The 18,362-nt window shown below is 72.2% G+C and carries 15 protein-coding genes; 9 read left to right on the plus strand and 6 right to left on the minus strand.

The genetic code is table 11. The features are described 5' to 3' along the window. Positions 1–393: 393 nt before the first annotated feature. Positions 394–1,365 (plus strand): helix-turn-helix transcriptional regulator, encoded by a 972-nt coding sequence (locus OHA37_RS22530; protein ID WP_323182354.1) that lies wholly within the window; start codon positions 394–396, stop codon positions 1,363–1,365. 167 nt (positions 1,366–1,532) lie between these two features. Here OHA37_RS22530 and OHA37_RS22535 read toward each other — a convergent pair whose 3' ends face one another. The 3 genes from OHA37_RS22535 to OHA37_RS22545 all read right to left on the minus strand — a co-directional run bounded on the left by OHA37_RS22535 (position 1,533) and on the right by OHA37_RS22545 (position 4,058). Continuing rightward, positions 1,533–3,155 carry a GNAT family N-acetyltransferase gene (locus OHA37_RS22535; protein ID WP_266907914.1) on the minus strand — a complete coding sequence of 541 codons (1,623 nt, stop codon included), beginning with the start codon at positions 3,153–3,155 and terminating at the stop codon, positions 1,533–1,535. A 79-nt stretch (positions 3,156–3,234) separates the two neighbouring features. After that, complete coding sequence (locus OHA37_RS22540; protein ID WP_266907915.1) at positions 3,235–3,465, minus strand: hypothetical protein; 231 nt, start codon at positions 3,463–3,465, stop codon at positions 3,235–3,237. 242 nt (positions 3,466–3,707) lie between these two features. Further along, positions 3,708–4,058 (minus strand): ArsR/SmtB family transcription factor, encoded by a 351-nt coding sequence (locus OHA37_RS22545; RefSeq protein ID WP_266907916.1) that lies wholly within the window; start codon positions 4,056–4,058, stop codon positions 3,708–3,710. Positions 4,059–4,174: 116 nt separating this feature from the next. Here OHA37_RS22545 and OHA37_RS22550 point away from each other — a divergent pair, with 116 nt between their 5' ends. Next, entirely contained in the window at positions 4,175–5,236 is a 1,062-nt protein-coding gene (locus OHA37_RS22550) for a permease (RefSeq protein WP_266907917.1), read from the plus strand. A 117-nt stretch (positions 5,237–5,353) separates the two neighbouring features. On the opposite strand, the gene OHA37_RS22555 is transcribed toward OHA37_RS22550, so the two are convergent. Further along, the gene (locus tag OHA37_RS22555; protein ID WP_266907918.1) at positions 5,354–5,674 is read right to left on the minus strand and encodes an ArsR/SmtB family transcription factor; all 321 of its coding nucleotides are present in this window, start codon (positions 5,672–5,674) and stop codon (positions 5,354–5,356) included. A 188-nt stretch (positions 5,675–5,862) separates the two neighbouring features. Between OHA37_RS22555 and OHA37_RS22560 the strand changes: the two genes are divergently transcribed. From OHA37_RS22560 to OHA37_RS22590, 7 genes are all read left to right on the plus strand, one after another. Further along, entirely contained in the window at positions 5,863–6,036 is a 174-nt protein-coding gene (locus tag OHA37_RS22560; RefSeq protein WP_266907919.1) for a hypothetical protein, read from the plus strand. 41 nt (positions 6,037–6,077) lie between these two features. Further along, positions 6,078–7,307 carry a pyridoxal phosphate-dependent aminotransferase gene (locus OHA37_RS22565; RefSeq protein WP_266907920.1) on the plus strand — a complete coding sequence of 410 codons (1,230 nt, stop codon included), beginning with the start codon at positions 6,078–6,080 and terminating at the stop codon, positions 7,305–7,307. Between the two features lie 165 nt (positions 7,308–7,472). Then, positions 7,473–10,961 carry a HelD family protein gene (locus OHA37_RS22570; protein WP_266907921.1) on the plus strand — a complete coding sequence of 1,163 codons (3,489 nt, stop codon included), beginning with the start codon at positions 7,473–7,475 and terminating at the stop codon, positions 10,959–10,961. Positions 10,962–10,970: 9 nt separating this feature from the next. Then, entirely contained in the window at positions 10,971–11,771 is an 801-nt protein-coding gene (locus OHA37_RS22575; RefSeq protein ID WP_266907922.1) for a hypothetical protein, read from the plus strand. A gap of 281 nt (positions 11,772–12,052) precedes the next feature. After that, positions 12,053–13,618 (plus strand): hypothetical protein, encoded by a 1,566-nt coding sequence (locus OHA37_RS22580; protein ID WP_266907923.1) that lies wholly within the window; start codon positions 12,053–12,055, stop codon positions 13,616–13,618. Beyond that, a complete protein-coding gene (locus OHA37_RS22585) occupies positions 13,615–14,346 on the plus strand; it encodes an ABC transporter ATP-binding protein (RefSeq protein WP_266907924.1) in 732 nt (243 codons plus the stop codon). Before OHA37_RS22580 ends, OHA37_RS22585 begins: the two co-directional genes overlap by 4 nt. Then, positions 14,343–15,617 carry an ABC transporter permease gene (locus OHA37_RS22590; protein ID WP_443046197.1) on the plus strand — a complete coding sequence of 425 codons (1,275 nt, stop codon included), beginning with the start codon at positions 14,343–14,345 and terminating at the stop codon, positions 15,615–15,617. The genes OHA37_RS22585 and OHA37_RS22590 overlap by 4 nt, the downstream gene beginning before the upstream one ends. A gap of 81 nt (positions 15,618–15,698) precedes the next feature. Here OHA37_RS22590 and OHA37_RS22595 read toward each other — a convergent pair whose 3' ends face one another. Continuing rightward, positions 15,699–16,433, minus strand: coding sequence for a tyrosine-protein phosphatase (locus OHA37_RS22595; RefSeq protein WP_266907925.1), 735 nt, complete (start codon positions 16,431–16,433; stop codon positions 15,699–15,701). A 65-nt stretch (positions 16,434–16,498) separates the two neighbouring features. After that, complete coding sequence (locus tag OHA37_RS22600; RefSeq protein ID WP_266907926.1) at positions 16,499–18,262, minus strand: PucR family transcriptional regulator; 1,764 nt, start codon at positions 18,260–18,262, stop codon at positions 16,499–16,501. Between the last annotated feature and the right edge of the window lie 100 nt (positions 18,263–18,362).

The raw sequence follows: 18,362 nt of genomic DNA on the forward strand, positions 1-18,362 counted from the left end.
GCTCTGTTCATCAGGCGCAGGGCTTTTCGCGCAGCGGGCATGGCTGTCCTCCGTGTGGTGGGGGTGGATTGCACTTCGGTCAGGGGGCGTTCTCGACGCGCTGCGGATTCCGTTTCCGAGGACCTCCGCTGCCCTGTGATCACTAGTTTGCTGAGCATTCCGAGGGGGCGGAAGGCTTAGTCGCTGGCATGAAGTGCGACCGGCAGGCACCTGCCTGAAAGTGGCCGGAATCCCGGCTCGCGATGCCCCGAACAATGCCTGTGCGGGTGCTCAGCCTGCGGACATCCCTTGTCGGGCAGAACTCTGACCTGCCAAGATCGGCCTCCGCCGATGGAGTTGAAGGATCGTCTCGACATATGAGACGTCAAGCGGGGGGTCGCTGTGCTGGCGAGTTTGGGACTGGATACCGAGGCCGAGTCGATCTACCGGCTGATGCTGACCCAGCAGGACTGGGGCGTTGCGGAAATCGCGGTCCACTTGGCCTGCCCGGAGGAGTCCGTACGGGGCGGCTTGGACCGGCTGGCCGAACTGAACCTGCTACGCCGCTCCATGCAGGCGCCCGGCGGACTCAGACCCGTCAGCCCGGACCTCGGCTTCCAGCTCCTGCTCCAGCGCCAGCAGGCCAATCTGCTCGCGCAGCAGCAGCAGTTCGCCGAAAGCCAGGCAGCCATCAGCAAGCTCCTGGGCGAGTACTCGGAGCTGCGGACCGGTGAGCGTCACGGTGTCGAGTACCTCCAGGGCATCGACGCCATCCAGGCCCGCCTCGAAGAGCTCGCCCACCGCTCCACGAGCGAGTGCCTGTCCTTCATGCCCGGCGGCGCGCAGTCCCCTGCCAGCCTGGATGCCAGCCGGCCGCTCGACGAGGACCTGATGCGCCGGGGCGTGCGGGTCCTGACCGTCTACCTGGACAGCGTCCGCAACGACAACCCCACGGTCGAGTACGCCCAGTGGCTCCACGGCAACGGCGGCGAAGTCCGTACCGTGCCCGCCCTGCCGCTGCGCATGGTGCTCTTCGACCGCGAGGTCGCGCTGCTGCCGGTGGACCCGAACAACACCAAGAAGGGCGCGGTCCAGCTGACCGGCCCCGGAGTGCTGACCGCGCTGGAATCCCTCTTCGAGCAGGTCTGGGCGGGCGCCGCCCCCATCGGCAGCACCCGCGACCGCGACGAGGTCGGCCTCACCGCGCAGGAGCGTGAGCTGCTGCGTCAGCTCACGCAGGGCGCCACCGACGAGATCGCCGCCAAGAAGCTGGGCATCGGCCTGCGCACCGCCCGCCGCATGATGTCGGACATGATGGCCCGCCTCGGTGCCCGCAGCCGCTTCGAGGCCGGGGTCCTGGCGACGAAGGCCGGCTGGACCGACTGAGCCCGCGGCGCCTACGGCCCCAGGTGGGACATCAGCAGGTCCGGGCCGGTCGTGCGGCGATCGGAATCATCTGACGGCTTCGGCCCGGCAGCCGCACGACCGGCAGGCCCGGCGCGCAGTGCGTACCGGGCCTGACCTGGGGGTGTGGAAATGTGGATCCGTGGTCGCTAGCCGCAGCAGCCGCCCTCCGGCTGCAGGGGCTGGATCGGCTCGTACGCGGAGCCGCCGAGCAGCTTGGCCTTCAGGCGGCCGATCGCCGTGGTCGGCTCGTCCTCGGTGGTCGCGCCCAGCGCCTCGCGGCGGGCCTGGCCGAAGGCGGCGTGGAGCTTGGCGACCTCGGGACGCAGAGCCGCGTCGGTGACGAGGATCGCCGAGCGGATCTGGCGGGGCTTGAAGCCGCGCAGCCGCTTGGCCTCATCGGCGCCCGGACCGGCCTCGATGGAGGTGACGCCTTCGGCGTACGCGTCGCGCAGCGGACGGTCCAGGACGATCTCGAAGTAGATGCCGCTGCGCTCGCCGAGCGCCTCGTAGTCGAAGCCGGCCCACTTCACGAACAGGCGCTTGCCCTGGCGGACGGTCACCGAGACGGCGGCGACCTCGTCGTCCTTGTAGGCGAGGTAGGCACGGACGTCGGCCTCGCCCTCGACGAGCGCGCTGAGCAGCGCGCCGATGTGGGCCTCGTCCTCGCCGCCGCCGTACTTCTGCCGGTTCTGGGTGATCAGCTCGGAGATCCGGCCGACCAGCGGGCGCAGCTCCTCGCGGTCCTTGCGCTCGATGCGGGTGCCCGAGTTCGCCGCGCGGTCGCGGTCCTCCTTCACACGGCGCCGCTTGCGGGCCGGGAGGGAGGCGAGGTACGCGTCGTAGCTGTCGTGCTGGAGGTCGAGGAGGTTGTTCTCGCCGTGGAAGGCGATGTCGCCGCCGTACGCCTGGAGGGCGAGCGCGAGGACCTCGCTGTACGGGCTGTCGTGCAGCCAGGGTGCGACGATCGACCGGACGCCCGCCTCGGCCGCGGCCGGGACGATGCGGTCGATCAGGTCCGCGACCAGCAGCGGGTCCTCGACCGAGGCGGAAGCCTCGGAGCGGTAGCCGAGCGGGGAGCCGAGCAGCAGCGCCGGGAAGAAGGCCTCGGTGCCGAGCGCCTCGACGGTGTCGTTGGTCGAGTCGCAGCAGGACGTGGCCGAGCAGCAGGCGACCGCGCCGTTCTTGGGCTGCCAGCCCAGGTAGGTGCGCGGGTCGACGTCCACGATCGGGTCGGCGTCGAAGAGGAAGCCGGGAAGGAAGGCGAGCTCGCCCTCGCCGCGGTCGGCCACGGTGTACCAGGGCTTGGAGCCTTCGAGGCTGGCCTCGGTGGCCTTGAGCCAGTGCGCAAGCACGTACGGCGCGGGGTCGGTGGCTTGCGGAACGCTGCCGCCGAGGGCCGCGACGGCGTCATCGAGGGAGAGGCCGGTGCGTACGTCGGCCGGGTCCTCCTGTTCGGCGGAGCCGCAGCAGGAGACAGGCTCGGGCTTGGCGGGACCGCAGCAGCCGGTGGCCTGGGCGGGCTCCGGCTCGGGGGCCGGGCCGCAGCAGCCGGAGGGCTCCTCGGCCTTCGCGGGTGCGGCTTCCTCGGTCGTGCCGCAGCAGGAGGACTCCTCCTGCTCGGCGGCCTCGGGGGCTTCGGCGGCGGCCTCGGCGGCCTCGGCGGCCTCGGTGACCTCGGTGGTCGAGCAGCAGCCGGTGGCCGGCTCTTCCAGCACCACGAGCACCGGGACCGGCTCCTCAGTGGTGGCGCTGCAGCAAGTGGTGCTCATCTTTCTTCTCCTCGGGTGGGGGCGGCTCTGGGGTGTGGGCCGGGTCAACGGGGGTGCGGTGCGGGGTGCGGGCCGGGGATCAGTCCCAGCCGGCGCCGTTGGTGGAGGGGTTGATGGGAGCGGAGTCCCAGCCGGCGCCGGCCAGCGTCACGGGGGCGGCGTCCCAGCCGGCGCCGTTCGGGGCGGTGTCCCAGCCGGCGCCGGCCAGGGAGCCGAGCGACGAGGAGCTCAGCGCGGAGGCAGAACCAAGTCCGATCACGGACACCAGGACGGCGGCGGCAAGGCTCATCGAGGTACGCGAAACAGACATGGCTATCCCCTTGGAATGACAGTGGCTTTTTGGTGACCGGCGGCCTGCTGGCCGGTTCCGGTGGTCCCCGGGGGCTTGTCGCCCTCCCGGTGTTCATGAGTCTGTCCGAGGTCACCCAGGGTGTGGAAGGGATCACTGCTGGCATGAAGCGCGCCCGGCACCCTCATGCCTCAACACGACCAAGGGCCGGTTGCTTCGCGCGTGGCGCGAAGTCAACCGACCCTTGGCCGGAACGAGTTGGATCAGGCGGAGAGCATCTCCGGGGAGGGGTCCAGCGCCTGGCACAGCACGGTCATGCTGCCCGGCGCGATCCGGTAGTACGTCTGGCGCCCGCGACGCTCCCGCTCCAGGAAGCCGGCTTCGAAGAGCACCTTGAGGTGGTGCGTGACCGTCGGCTGGGTCAGCCCCAGCGGCTCGGTGAGGTCGCAGGTGCACGCCTCGCCGCCCGGCTGGGTGCGGATCAGCCCGAGCAGGCGGAGCCGGGTGGAGTCCGCCACGACCTTCAGTGCGGCCGCGAGGTCATCGGCCGCCTCGGGGGTGAGGGGGCCGGCAAGCACGGGGGAGCAGCAGAGCTCCGAGATGGGCGTAGGCATACCCGATCCAACGACGGTCATCTATGGATTGTTCCCCAAACGCATTGACAGTCATCTATGGATCCGACAGAGTTCAACCCATCGACAGCCGTCTATGAGTTGAGTTGGAGCTTTCCGTGTTCGACACCGTCCTTGACGTCCTGGGCAAGACAGCCCAGGACGTCGGCCACACCCTCGCGGCGAACTGGCCCTTCCTGCTGATCAGCGTGATCGTGGCCTCGGCCATCCCGGTGTACGTCGGCGCGGAGCGGCTCTCCTCCTGGCTGCGGCGCAAGACGCTCTGGGCGGTCATCGGGGCCGTCGTCCTCGCGACGCTCACCCCGTTCTGCTCCTGCGGCACCACGGCGGTCGTCCTGGGCGCCCTCGCCTCCAGTGTTCCGTGGGCCCCGGTCGTCACCTTCATGGTCGCCTCGCCGCTGACCAGCCCGGAGGAGCTCGTCTACTCCATAGGCCTGTTCGGCCCGGACTTCGCCGTGACGTTCTTCGTGGCCGCGATCGTCCTCGGCTTCTTCGCCGGCGCCATCACCTGGCTCATCGAAAAGACCGGCTGGCTCGACGGTCAGGCCCGCCTGACCTCCACCGAGGCCGAGAAGAAGGCCGAAGAGAGCTGCTGCACCAGCGGTGACGCCGAGGACGACATCTCGGGTGGCGGCGTGAGCGCCCCGGCCGGCTCCGGCGGCGGTGGCGGCCTGGCCCGTACGGCCCTGCTGAACCGCCCCATCGCCCCGGCCCCGGCCCCCGCGCCGGTCGAGACCAGCCTGGTCAAGCGCTGGAAGCTCGACGAGTTCGGCAACGAGCTCATGATCACCAGCAAGCGCCTCGCGCTCTACTTCCTGGGCTTCGCGACGCTGGGCTTCCTGATCATCAACTCGATCCCCACCCGCTACCTGACCGAGTACCTCGGCGGCGGCCACTGGTACTCCGTCCCGCTCGCCGCGCTGATCGGCATCCCGGTCTACCTGAACTCCGACGGCTCGCTGCCGCTCATCGCCTCCCTGATGAAGGGCGGCATGGGCCCCGGCCCGGCGATCGCCTTCCTGATGACCGGCGCGGGCACCAGCGTCGGCGCCATCAGCGGCATGCTCCTCATCGCCCGCTGGCGCGTGGTCGCCCTGGTCGTCGGCATCCTCTTCACCGGTGCGTGCGTCCTCGGCTACACCGCCCCGATGTGGCTCTGATCTCCACGGCCCAAACGATCCACCCGGCCTGAGCGCCAACGCAACAGACGGCAACGGCCCGCCCCCTGCTCCGGGGCGGGCCGCAGCCATGTCCGGGGCACCTCCCCGGCCGGCCGGTCAGGCCGGGATGGCGCGGGAGTCCTGCGCGGCCACCGACTTCATTGCGGAGAGCTGCCCTATGAGGGCGTCCAGACGGTCGGAACGCACCTGGTAGTACACCTCGTTCGCCCTCCGCTCGGAGGAGAGCACGCCCGCCTCCCGCAGCTTCTTCAGGTGGTGGCTGACCGTCGGCCCCGAGACGGAGAAGGACGCGGCGATCTCCCCCATGCAGACCTCGCCGGCCGGGCAGCAGGCCACGATGCTGGCGATCCGCAGCCGCACCGGGTCGGCCAGCGCCTTGAACGCGGCTGCCAGGTCCACGGCTTCGGCGGCAGTCATGGGCTCAGGGCAGCAGGATGCGGACATCCCGGCAGGTGCAGGCTCGATCATGCGCCCAATCTGGCCGATGAGAGCTCCCGCGTCCAGATCTGCCCGAGAGGCGGGACGCGACCCTCAAAGCATTGACGAACATCTATGAGTCCTGCCATCCTCAATCCATAGACACTCATCTATGAATCGAGGATGTCATGTCGTCCATTCGCCGCTCCATCCGCAAGTTCCGCCGGGCCCGCAACGACGCCTTCGTCGCCACCGTCAGCTTCTGCGACGGCTGCGCCGAAGTCAGCGACGCCGCACGCCGCTCCGCCGAACTCCGCCGCGCCCAGGACTCCGTGGTCGCCTCCTACGGCGTACGCATCTGAACCCCGACGCACCCGCACCGAACCCCACCCCGAGGAACGCCGTGAGCACTGAAACGTCCACCCCCGAAGCGATCAGCCCCGTCCGCCCGGCCCGACGGGCGGCGCAGGTCCCGCCCTCCGCGACCGCCGCCCTGGACGCCCAGGCGAAGGCGCTGATCGCCCAGGGGGTCGACGTCATCAACCTCACCAGCGGCGAGCCGGCCTTCCCGACCGTGGAGCCCGCGGCCCAGGCCGCCCTCGACGCCATCGCCACAGACTTCACCCGCTACACCCCGGCCGCCGGCATCCCCGAACTCCGCGCGGCCACGGCCGACTTCATCAACCGCCACGGGACGACGTACGAGCCCGGCCAGGTGGTCATCACGGCCGGCGCCAAACAAGCCCTCCACTACGCCTTCACCACCCTCGTCGAACCGGGCGACGAAATCCTCATCCCGGCCCCCTACTGGGTCAGTTACCCCCACCTCGCGGCCCTGGCCGGAGGCACCCTCGTCCCCGTCCGGCCCGCCCCGGGCGCCGGGCTGAAGGTGACTGCGGACCAGCTGCGCGCGGCGGTAACGGACCGCACGAGGGTCCTCCTCCTCAACAACCCCGCCAACCCCTCCGGCGTCGTCTACGACAGGACCGAACTGGCAGCTCTGGTCCAGGTGGCGATCGACCACGACCTGGCGATCATCAGCGACGAGATCTGCGACCACTGGGTCTTCGGCGAGGCCACGCACGTCTCCGTCGCCGCCCTCGGCCCGGAAGCCGCCGCACGCACACTCACCATCGGCGGCGTATCCAAGACCTTCGCCATGACGGGCTGGCGCATCGGCTGGGTCGCGGCCCCCACCCCCGTGGCGGCGGCCATCACGGCGATCCAGAGCCACACGGCCTCGGCCCCGTCCTCGATTTCCCAGAAGGCGGCACTCGGCGCCCTGACGGCAGACCTCACCACCGAGCTGGAGCGCCGGCGCCTCGAACTGGACGACCGCCGCCTGACCACGATCAAGGCCCTGGCGGACACCCCCGGCATCGAGGTCGACGGCACCCCGGAAGGCGCCTTCTTCCTCCTCGCCGACGTCTCCGGCACCTACGGCCGCACCCTGGCGGGCCGCACCATCACCTCGGCGGCGGACTTCGCTGAACTCCTCCTCACGGAGGCCAACGTCGCGGTAGTCCCCGGCGCCGACTTCGTCGCCCCCCACCACGTCCGCATCTCCTACACGGTCCCGCCGGACCGCCTCGCGGAGGCGCTGGTCCGCATCAGGGAGTTCGCCGCGTCATGACGACCGCCCCGACAGGCGCGCGATGGCCCCCGGCGTCCCGTCCGGCGGTCTTGTCCGCGATCTGAGCCACTGACTGTTCGTCACTGTCCGCTGTCTGATAGTTGTTTCAGCGGGTACGGGCACATGCCCGTGGCGGTGTCCTGTGACACCGCGGGGAGGACGCACATGAGCACCACCACTCGGGACGAGATCCTCGCCGGCGAGCAGCGGGCGGTGGACCACGCGTACGACTGCTACGCCACGAAACTCGGCGAGCTGAGCGGGACTTCGGCCGCCACCGCCTCGGCGAGCGGCAAGGACGGGATCGCCAACCGGGCCGAAGCGGATGCGCGGGCGGAGGCCTACGGAGGCCTCGGCGACGAAGCCCTGGTCTTCTCCCGCGTCGACGCGCCGGAGGACCCGGGAGGAGACCCCCGCCCCTGGTACATCGGGCGCCGCGGCGTGCAGGACGCCTCGCTCGAACCGGTGGTCCTGCTGTGGACCAGCCCCCTGGCGAAGAAGTGGATCGAGACCCGGCCCGAGAACCCGGGCGAGGTGGTCCTGCGCCGGCAGCTCCGCTGCGTACAGCGGATCGTCGAGAGCTACTTCGACGAGATCTCCCTCCCGGCGCCCGCCGCCGCGCCCTCGGCCGTACGACCCGGGCCCGCAGACGTACCGCAGCCCCGCCAGGTTCCCGACGACAACACGGCGGAGGAGGCGGAGGGGGCCGCGGACCCGGTCGCCGACCCGGTCGCCGACCCGGAACGTACGACGGCCCCCACCCCCGGCGTCGGCTTACGAGGGCAGCGGCGGAAGGCGCTCCAGGTCCAGGAGGACGACTTCCTGCTGCAGGAGCTCCAGCGCTCGCGCGGCGGTCGGATGCGCGACATCGTCGAGACCATCCGCCGTGACCAGATGGAGCTGGTCACCGGCTCCCCCTCGGACATCCTCGTCGTGCAGGGCGGCCCCGGTACCGGCAAGTCGGCGGTCGGTCTCCACCGGGTGACCTGGCTCGTCAACAACGAGCACTTCAAAGCCCCGGACATTCTCGTCATCGGCCCCCACCAGCGGTTCCTCGACTACGTGGGACAGGTGCTCCCCACCCTCGGCACCCGGGACGTCAACGCCGTCCAGCTGGACCGCCTGTGGGAGGGCGAGATCCTCGGCAGCGACCAGCCGAAAGCGCGTCTCGTGAAGTCCGACGAGCGCATGGCGGCCGTACTGCGGCGCCGCGTCGAGAGCGACTACCGCCCCGAGGCCCTCGACGCCCTCACCGTCGACCCCTCCTTCGAGGGCGACGAGCCCGCGGTCGTCGTCACCGCCGGCAGCATGACCCTTCGCGTGCCGAAGTCCGAGGTCCTCGCCCTCCTCGACCGGGCCCACACCGGCGCCGGACCCTTCCGGGAGCGGCGCGACCGGTTCCGCGGCCTCTTCGTCGACCGACTGCTCCAGGAGCTCGCCGACATCGCGCCGCGCCGCGGGCAGGCCGGCACGATCCGCCGCGACCTGGAACGCAACCGGCGGGTCGAGCGCCTCGTCGAACGCGTCTGGCCGTCCCCCGGATCCCGTGAGGCCTTGCGCAGCCTCTACGACTCGGCCGACCTCCTACGGGACTGCGCGGCAGGCCTCCTCGACGAGGACGAGCAGGCGACCCTGCTGCGGGCCCGTGCCGCCAGCGCCGACGCCGATCCGTGGACGCTCGACGATCACGTCTGCCTCGAAGAGCTCCGCGTGCTGATCAGCGGCGACACCCCACCGCGCTACGGCCACATCGTCGTCGACGAGGCCCAGGACCTCACGCCCATGCAGGCCCGCTCCCTGCGGCGGCGCTGCGCCGCGGGCGGTTCCATGACCGTCCTGGGCGACCTCGCGCAGGCGACGGGCGTCCACATCCCCACGAGCTGGGACGTGCTCGGCGCACTCCTCTCCGACCACGGCGACTGGAGCGTGGCCCAGCTGACCACCAGCTACCGCGTCCCCGCCGAGATCATGGAGTTCGTCGCTCCGCTCGCCCGGACCATCGCTCCGGACCTGCCGTACCCGCAGGCTGTCCGGGAGGCGGGAGGGGACGCCGTACGGACCGTGGCGACCGAGCCGTGGAAGCTGCTCGACGACACCGTCGCGCACGTGGCCCGGCTCCTGGACACCAGTGACGGCAGCACCCCCCGCTCCGTGGCCGTCGTCGTTCCCGACGACTCGGACTGGCTGGACGCCATCAGCCGCCGGATCGCCGAGGACGGCGGCACCGGCGGGCGGCACGGCGAAGCCGTCTCCGTACTGGCCGCGGCACAGGTCAAGGGCATGGAGTACGACCACGTCCTGGTCGTCGAGCCCGCCACGATCGCGGGCCGCGGCCCCGCCGGGCTGCGCCAGTTGTACGTGGCCCTCACCCGCAGCACCCAGAGCCTGACGGTCCTGCACACCGCCCCGCTGCCCGACGTGCTCACCGGCACCGGCGACGCCCGCGCGGCGACGGCGCCCGACGCCGGGCCGCAGGACGGCGGGCCGCAGGACGGCGGGGCCGGCAGGCTTCCCCGGATCGGCACCGATGTCCGGGTCGAGGTCGTGGACCGGGCCCCGGGGGGCCGCTACAAGGTCAAGCCGTTGTCGCCGGTGATCGACCGGCCGCTCGTCCTCACCGTCCGCCACGGATCGGTTCCCCCGTTGCTGGGCGATGAGTTGGACTGCTGGGTGTTCGCCAACGAGACGACCCAGACGGTGCTCACCGCCGACCAGCGCGGCCGGTCACCCCTCTCGGAGCGGACGGCGGGGCGCTACCTCGCGGCACTGGAGGTCCTCGGAGAGCTGACCGAGGGCGAGGGCAAGGGCAAGGGCAAGGGCGACGACGAGCGCGAGGGTGCGGGCGAGGTTGCCGACGCCCGCAGCCGCCTTTCCGAACTCCAGGGCATGGCCAACCGCGTCCTGCGACGCGATCAGGCCGACTGGGTCGACGTGCTGCACCTGCTCGGCGATCCGGACAGAGAGCGGCTCGGAGTGCTTCGCGACCTCGCCGCGATGACCAGCCGTGCGCTCAAGGAGGGCACTTTCGACGCGGGCCGGCTCGCGGAGGGGCTGGTCACTTCAGGCTGGGCAGGGCCCCTCGCCGAAGCCCGGCGAGAGCTCCAGGAGGGCTTCGCCGCGCAGACGGCGCCGAACTCCGACGGCGCGGTCCCCGTAGCCCCGACGCAACCCGATCAGAAGGAAGAAGCGCAGATGACCACCGCGGACACCGCCACCGCACCACCGGCCGCGACCACGAAGGACGGATTCCTCCGAGCGCTGGAAGCGGCCGCCGAGGCAGACCGTACGAGCAAGAAGCACGAGGCGGTCCGCCACGGGCTGAAGGCATCACTGCTCTGGGCGGACCTCCAGCCGACCGACTCCCCGATCGTCGACGTCAGCTGCGTCACCCGGCACGGTCTCTTCCTCTACGAGGCCCTGGGCGCGGGCTGCTCCACCTACGCCGACCTGCGATCGGGCGCGACCCGCCTGCTGGAGATCAACCACACGCTGCCCGCGCCGGCCGATGGTCTCTACCTCGTTCTCTCCGAACCGCCCGCCGAGGACTGGTCCGTGGACACGATTCGTGACGTCTTCCACGTCAATGTCATCTGGCGCAGCCCGGCCGGCTGGGACGGCGAGAACGCGGACGTGGCCGTCGGAGCCTCTGGATGAACATCAGCCGTGCACGTCGTGGAAGGGGTGGAAATGGCTAGGGTGAGGGGCTACTTCGAGTATCCGGACGGAATGACTCCCGGGCAGGCAAAGGACGGTGGCCTCCACCAGAATTTGTACGACAAGGAAAAGCGCCTCTCCGGGCACGCCACATTCATTCCCGACGAAGAGGACGACGAGGACGACGAGGGCGAGTACGACTGGCCCACGGGACCGTCGGCACCCTTCGCCGGTGCGAGCGGGCACGAGGGTGAGTCGGATTCCCGGTCGCGGGAACGCATGGACCCCGAGGAGATGATCGAAGCCCTGGTCACCCTCATCAAATTCGCAGAGTGGACCGCGCCACGCCTCAGGAGGTGGTGGAAGGGCCAGGCCCTCCCGTTCGTGAAGTCGACGCGCGCCAGGTTGGCCCGGACCCGCAAGGACGGCAGCTCGGACGCACCCGAGGAGTCGGCCACCCGGGTCGGATCCGTCCCCTCGGAGTCCGCGCGGGACGCAATGGCCGATCCCGAAGAAGATCGAGTGAGCATGAGCAGCGAAGAGGCGTCGGCGCGCTTTGCCGCGGCTCTGATGGCCAGGCTCTTCAGCGATGAGCAGATGAGGATTCTGCGCAATGCCCGGATCGAGAGCGAGGACGGCTCTCCGGAGGCGAGTGCGGTCGAAGAGCTCGCGACTCGGCGCATCAGGGAGCATGTCAGATTGATGCTCGAAGAGAATCCTTCCCTGCTCACCGGGGAATCCCTGGCCCACATCGGAAAGGTTCTCGAAAGCATTCGAGTCGTCGGCGGAGAGTATTCCCTCGAGAGGTGAACTGCCGTTCCGATCCAAGCCCCTGAGTGCGCCCCCGCCGGGGGAGGTCGCCGGACGGCCGCCGGAGGACCGGCCGAACACCCACCGGCGGAGGGCGGCGGGCGGAGGCGGCGGGCGTGCGGCCGCAGGGCTGCTCCGCTTTTACGCAACTGTGATCGCTCGCATGTCCCGGACTGTCTCTTTTGCCGGAGCGCCGTGGTGATCTAATGATCGCCTTGCCGCCGACGGAGTCCAAAGGCTTTCGGCGGGACCGGAATTGGCAGTTGGCGGGGGACCTCCGGATGAATGACCAGCAGCAGCCGCCGCAGCCCGCGGGGCTCCCGCGCCGGCGCAGGTGGGTCGTCGGGGTGGCGGCCGGGTCCGTGCTGCTCTCCGGTGTCGGGGTGGCGGTCGCGCAGGTGATCAAGTCGCCGGCCCAGGCCGCCGCGGACTCCGCGGCCCCGCCGCCGAGCGTGCTGACGGCCCCCGTGGAGCAACGGGTGCTGGTGGCCTCGGTGGTGGTGCGCGGCACCGTCACCGCGCAGCAGTCCGTGGACGTGACCCCGGTGGGCGCGGCCCCCGGCGCGGCCGGCGCCGTCGTCACGAAGCTGCCGGTCGCCGTGGGGGGCCGGGTCGAGGAGGGCCAGGTGCTGCTGGAGGTCTCCGGGCGCCCGGTCATCGCGCTACGGGGCACCCTCCCGGCGTACCGGGACCTCAAGCCCGGCTCCGAGGGCGGCGACGTCGCCCAGTTGCAGCAGGCGCTCGCCCGGCTGGGCCACGCCACGGGCGCGGACCGCGCCGGGCGCTTCGGGGAGGGCACGAAGGCGGCGCTGTCGGCGCTCTACGCCTCCGCGGGCTACGACCCGCTGCCCGCGCTGCCCGACGGGAACGCCTCGGTGGTCGACGCGCGCAATGCGGTGACCTCGGCGGAGCGTGCCGTGGAGGACGCGCGGGATGCCGCGGACCGGGCCGCGAAGGCCGCCTCCGCTCCGCCCCCGGCTGCACCGCCGGCTCCGTCCGCCTCGCCGTCCGCCCCTGCGGGCGCCCGCGGCACCGATCGGCGCGCGGCCGACGGCAAGGGCTCCGATGTCGCCCCCGACCCCGGTGCCGAGGCCGACGTGAGCGCACTGCGCAAGCAAGTGGCGCGAGCCAAGGAGGACTTGAGCGCCGCACGTGCCCAACTCGTGCAGATCCTGGCGGCGGTCGGCCCGATGGCGCCCGTAGCGGAGGTGGTCTTCCTGTCGAGCTTCCCCGCCCGGGTGGACTCGGTCGCCTCCAAGGTCGGGGCTCAGGTCTCCGGGAAGGTGCTCACCGTGTCGGCCGGCGCCCTCGTGGTCAACGGCTACCTCCAGGAGTACCAGAAGGGTCTGGTGCAGCCGGGGCGGCAGGTGGGGATCGCGTCCGAGGTCACCGGCGTGACCGCGGTGGCCTCGGTGGCCTCGGTCGCCGACACGCTGGGGCAGGAGCAGCCCGCCACCGGCACGGGGCAGCCGTCGGGTCAGCAACCGGCAGGCCCCAAGGGCTACTTGATGGTCGTCCAGCCCAAGGCTCCGCTGGACCCCAGGCTGGCCGGCCAGGACGTGCGCCTGACGATCGAGGCGGCGTCGACGGGCGGCGAGGTCCTGGTGGTTCCGGTCTCGGCGGTCTCGGCCGCCGTGGACGGCAGGACGTACGTGACCGTGCTGGAGGCGGACGGCGTACGCCGCCGGGTGCGGGTGACCACCGGAACGACGGGCGACGGCCACGTCGAGGTCAGGCCCGCCGAGGGCGACCGCCTGGCCGAGGGAGACCGCGCCGTCGTGGGCGTGCGCAGCGGGCCCAACGGCTCGCCGGACGGCGCCCAGGGCGGGCCGGAGAAGGGGAAATGACCTCCTCGCAGCCCGCCGCGCCCGCACCCGCCGCACTCCCCGCCCCCGCCGCCGCCGTAGTGGAGCTCCGGCAGGCCGGTCTGACCTACCCGGGCCCCCCGCCCGTGCAAGCCCTGGCCGCCTGCGACCTCCGCGTGGAACGCGGAGAGTTCCTGACCGTCGTGGGCCCCTCCGGCGCGGGCAAGTCCACGTTCCTCAACATCGTCGGGCTGCTCGACGCCCCCACCACCGGCAGCTACCTGCTGGACGGGGTCGACACCGGCACGCTGCGGGACGCCGACCGTACGGCCCTGCGCGCCCAGCGCATCGGCTTCGTCTTCCAGGCGTTCCACCTGCTCCCGCACCGCACCGCCTGGGAGAACGTCGCCCTGGCCCTCGTCTACCGGGGCACCGGCCGCGCGCAGCGGCGTACCAGGGCCCGGGAAGCCCTCGACCGGGTCGGTCTCGGCCACCGGGCGGACGCCCTGCCGACCACCCTGTCCGGCGGTGAGCGCCAGCGCGTGGCCATTGCCAGGGCCCTGGTGGGGGCCCCTTCGCTGCTGCTGTGCGACGAGCCGACCGGCAACCTCGACACAGCCACGGCCGGTTCGATCCTGGAGCTCGTCGACGAGCTCCACCGGGACGGCATGACGGTGGTGGTCATCACCCACGACCCCGCGGTGGCGGCCCGCGGCGACCGCTCCGTGGCCATCCGCGACGGCGCACTGAGCGAAGTGGTCCGCCCGTGAACCGCCCCGGGTTCCTCCGCCGCGGAAGCCGCCCGGCCCGCCCCGCCCGCCCCGTACCGCGCTCCCGGTTCGCCTGGCGGGAGCTGCTCTCCGAGTGCCTGGCCGGAGTCCTGCAACGCCCCGGCCGGTCGGCGCTCACCGCGGTGGGCACCGTCCTGGGCGTCGGTACGTTCGTGGCCGTCCTCGGGCTGACCGCCACGGCCTCCTCGCAGATCGACGAGCGGTTCAACACCCTGACGGCGACCGAGGTGACCGTCGAGGACGTCTCCGCGCAGGCGAGCGAGTTCGTGGACCAGGCCTTCCCGCCCGACGCGGACGAGCGGGTCTCCCGCCTCAACGGCGTACGCCACGCGGGCGTCTACTGGACCGTCCGGCTCGGCGCGGGCCAGGCCGTACGGTCCACCCCGGTGGGCGGTCCGGCGGCCGGCCCGGGACCCGGAGACCTCCCGGTCGTCGCCGCCTCCTCCGGAGCGCTGGAAGCCGCGGCCCCCACCCTCTCCCAGGGCCGGGTCCACGACGCCTGGCACGATGCCACCAAGCAGCGCGTGGCCGTGATCGGCAGCGGTACGGCGTCCCGGCTCGGCATCACCACCCTGGAGACCCGGCCGGCCGTCTTCATCGGCGACCACGGGTTCACCGTCATCGGGATCGTCGAGGACGTGGAGCGCAAGGCCGACCTGCTGCTGTCCGTGGTGGTCCCGCGCTCCACGGCCCAGGAGCTGTGGGGCGTCCCGAAGGGCGATGCCAGGATGCTCGTCTCCACCCGGCTGGGGGCGGCCGCGCAGATCGCGGCCGAGGCGCCGACGGCCCTCTCGCCCTCCCACCCCGAGTACTTCAAGGCCGTCCCGCCGCCCGATCCCAGGACGCTGCGCGCGAACGTCACCGCCGACCTCGACGTGCTGTTCCTCCTGCTCGCCTCCCTCTGCCTCTTCATCGGCACGATCGGCATCGCCAACACCACCCTCGTCGCCGTCATGGAACGCACCGGTGAGATCGGGCTGCGCCGCGCCCTGGGCGCCCGTACCCGGCACGTCACCGCACAGTTCCTCGCGGAATCCGCGGCCCTCGGCAGCCTCGGCGGCCTGATCGGCACCGCCCTCGGCACGATCACCGTCGTCGCGGTGGCGCTGGTCCGCGACTGGACGCCGGTACTGCACCCCGGCATCGTCGCGGCCGCCCCCGCGCTCGGCCTGGTGACGGGCCTGCTGGCCGGCGTCTACCCGGCCTGGCGGGCCGGCCGCGTACAGCCGGCCGAGGCCCTGCGCCGCTGAATCCCTGCGCCGCTGAATCCCTGCGCCGTTGAATCCCTGCGCCGCTGAGGCCGCGTGCCGCAGGCCGGGGGCCTGCCGGGCTCACCGCGTCAGGAACCGGGCCCGCAGCCGCTCCGTCGTGGCCGGGGTGATGCCGACCTCGTCCGCGAGGTAGGAGCGGACCGAGCCGTAACGGGTGGCGAGATCGGCCAGGGTCAGGCTCAGTACCTCGGCGGGCGCACGGCCGTACGAGGGCCAGCGCATCGTGCGGCCCGGGTGGGCGGTGTGCCAGTCGGCCGTCAGCCGGGCGGTCGCCAGCTCGGTCAGGGCGAAGTCCGCGAGGATCTGCTCCTCGTCCACACCGAGGAGGGTCAGGACCAGCGCGGCGATCAGTCCGGTGCGGTCCTTGCCGGAGGTGCAGTGGAAGACCGCCGGGCCGGGGCCCTCGGCGAGCAGCTCGATCGCGCCGCGGATCTCCGCCACGCCGTCCTCGGCGACCTCGGCGAACCGGTCCGCGAGGAACCGCCACGGGTCGGTGTCCGGGTCGATCTCGGCCTGGTCGTACGGCCGGTGCTCGATGCTGTGGTTGGCGTACGTGAACCGCTCGGGCTCCGGTATCCGGCCCTTCGCCTCGATCTCCCAGGGGTAGCGCAGGTCGATGACCGTCCGCACGCCGAGCTCCAGGAACCGTTCCCAGTCGGCGCCCGCGAGCTTGCCGAGCGAGTCCGCCCGGTAGAGGGCGCCCCACACGACGGTGGAGCCGTCCTCGGTGCGATAGCCGCCCAGATCGCGGAAGTTGTGCAGTCGCTCGAACTCGATGTGGCGGGTGCGGGTCATGCGGATCCCCTCGATGCCGTGCCGATGATCTTCCTGCGTGACGAGAGGCTGCCACACCCGCGGGCTCAGCCCATCCGCAGTGCCGCCGCGAAGTCCATCTTGTCCTCCAGCCGGCTCAGGTTGCGCCCGGTCAGTGCTTCGATGCGACTGATGCGGTAGCGCAGCGAGTTCACGTGCAGGTGCAGTGCCTCTCCGCAGCGCGCCCAGGAGCCGTCGTGTTCCAGGAAGGACCGCAGGGTGGGCACCAGATCGGAGCGGTAGCGCCGGTCGTAGTCGGTCAGCGGGGCCAGCAGCCGGCGGCTGAACTCCCGCCGGACGTCGGCCGGGATCAGCGGCAGCAGCGCCATGACGTGCGCGGTGAGATCGTCCGGCCCGCACGCGGCGACCGCTTCCGAAGGGGCCGCGACCTGGCGGGCGTTACGGGCCTGGGCGAGCGCGTGCCGCAACTCCGCGGCCCCGCCCACCGGGTCGCTGACCCCGAAGGCCAGCCGCTCGCCGGCCCGCAGCCCGCGCGGCAGCGAGCCGCCGGCGACCCGTACGACCGCGTCGGGGGTCAGCAGCCCGTCCGCCCCGACGAGCACGAAGGCGACGGCCTCGGCCCCGTCCCCGGCCGCCGTGACGGCCATCCGCGGCCCGGCGTCCGGACCCAGGCAGCGCGGATGCAGCAGGACCTCCTCCAGCAGGTCGCGCACGGACGCCGGTACGGGAAACCCGTGCACCCCCTTCGGGTCCAGCCGGGCCGATACGGCCTGCCAACGAAGCCGGCCGTCCGCGCCGTCCGTGCCGTCCGCGCCGTCCGTGCCTTCCGCGCCGTCCGTGCCTTCCGCGCTGTCCGGGCCGGTGGCCCCCGCCGCGAGCCGGGCCGCCGCCTCTTCCTCCTCGAACAGCGCCTGCCCGCCCTCCCCGGCGGCGGCCGAGCCGACCAGCGCCAGCAGCCGTTCGGCGGCGCGCCGCCGCATCGTACGGTCGGTGTCGCGGCCGCCGCGCTCGACCGAGACCAGCCGCGCGAGCCGGTCCAGCAGGTCGACGCGTTCGCCGTTCCAGTCGGCGCTGTCGGCCTCGACGGCGATCAGCCAGTCGGTCAGCGCCGCACCGGGAGCGCACTCCCCGTCCCCGTCCCCGGCCCCGGAGCGGACCGGGAACAGGGAGAAGGCCGTCCCGCGCGCGACCGTACGGTGCGGTGCCCGTTCGCCCGCCCGTTCGGCGGCCAGGAACCGCCCGGCCAGCGCCGAGGCCGTCTTCTCCGGCAGCGGCGGCCGCGCGCCCGCGATCTGCCGGCCGGTCGGGGAGAGGATGTGCGCACGCAGGTCCAGCTCGGCCAGCAGCAGTTCGAGCAGGGCGTCGGCCCCCGCCCCGGCCTGCCGGTCGGTGCTGAAGCGCCGGTGCCGGTCCACGAGCGCGGCGAGACCGCCGATCCTTTCCTCGGTCCGGCCGCGCGCCACGTACTCGGTGACCGAGGTGAACGGCACCTCCACGCCCACCGCGAGCAGCGGCAGCCCGTAGCGGGCGCAGGCCTCCACCAGATCGTCGGGGACGTGGCCGAACTGCGCCTCGCCCGCGCCCAGCGCCACGGCGCCCGCCTCCACGAGGACGCGGACGAACGCGTCCGACCGGTCGGCCCCCGACTCCCGGCGGTGCCAGGCCAGTCCGGACAGCACCAGGTCACCGGGGGACACGAAGCGCCCCGGGTCGGGCAGGTCGATGGTCACCGTGCCCAGCACGGGCCGGTCGAGGTCCCGCTCGCCGCCGGTCAGGCGCAGCAGGCGCGGCAGACACGGGTCCGTAGGCGCCTGGGCCTCTTCGGACGACAGCAGATCACGCAGCCTCATGGCTCCAGCCTGCCATGCGCCGGCACGTTCGCTTTTCCGGCCTCGACCCGTTGAACCGCAGGTCAGGCCTTTACGTTGGGGTAATTCCACGGAAATCGGG

Origin of the sequence: Streptomyces sp. NBC_00335 (assembly GCF_036127095.1) — a bacterium.
Lineage (GTDB): Bacteria > Actinomycetota > Actinomycetes > Streptomycetales > Streptomycetaceae > Streptomyces.

Coding starts and splice junctions, on each gene's coding strand:
- OHA37_RS22535 (WP_266907914.1), bottom strand. CDS start 3,155: ATGAGCACCACTTGCTGCAGCGCCACCACTGAGGAGCCGGTCCCGGTG.
- OHA37_RS22540 (WP_266907915.1), bottom strand. CDS start 3,465: ATGTCTGTTTCGCGTACCTCGATGAGCCTTGCCGCCGCCGTCCTGGTG.
- OHA37_RS22545 (WP_266907916.1), bottom strand. CDS start 4,058: ATGCCTACGCCCATCTCGGAGCTCTGCTGCTCCCCCGTGCTTGCCGGC.
- OHA37_RS22555 (WP_266907918.1), bottom strand. CDS start 5,674: ATGACTGCCGCCGAAGCCGTGGACCTGGCAGCCGCGTTCAAGGCGCTG.
- OHA37_RS22560 (WP_266907919.1), top strand. CDS start 5,863: ATGTCGTCCATTCGCCGCTCCATCCGCAAGTTCCGCCGGGCCCGCAAC.
- OHA37_RS22570 (WP_266907921.1), top strand. CDS start 7,473: ATGAGCACCACCACTCGGGACGAGATCCTCGCCGGCGAGCAGCGGGCG.
- OHA37_RS22580 (WP_266907923.1), top strand. CDS start 12,053: ATGAATGACCAGCAGCAGCCGCCGCAGCCCGCGGGGCTCCCGCGCCGG.
- OHA37_RS22585 (WP_266907924.1), top strand. CDS start 13,615: ATGACCTCCTCGCAGCCCGCCGCGCCCGCACCCGCCGCACTCCCCGCC.
- OHA37_RS22595 (WP_266907925.1), bottom strand. CDS start 16,433: ATGACCCGCACCCGCCACATCGAGTTCGAGCGACTGCACAACTTCCGC.
- OHA37_RS22600 (WP_266907926.1), bottom strand. CDS start 18,262: ATGAGGCTGCGTGATCTGCTGTCGTCCGAAGAGGCCCAGGCGCCTACG.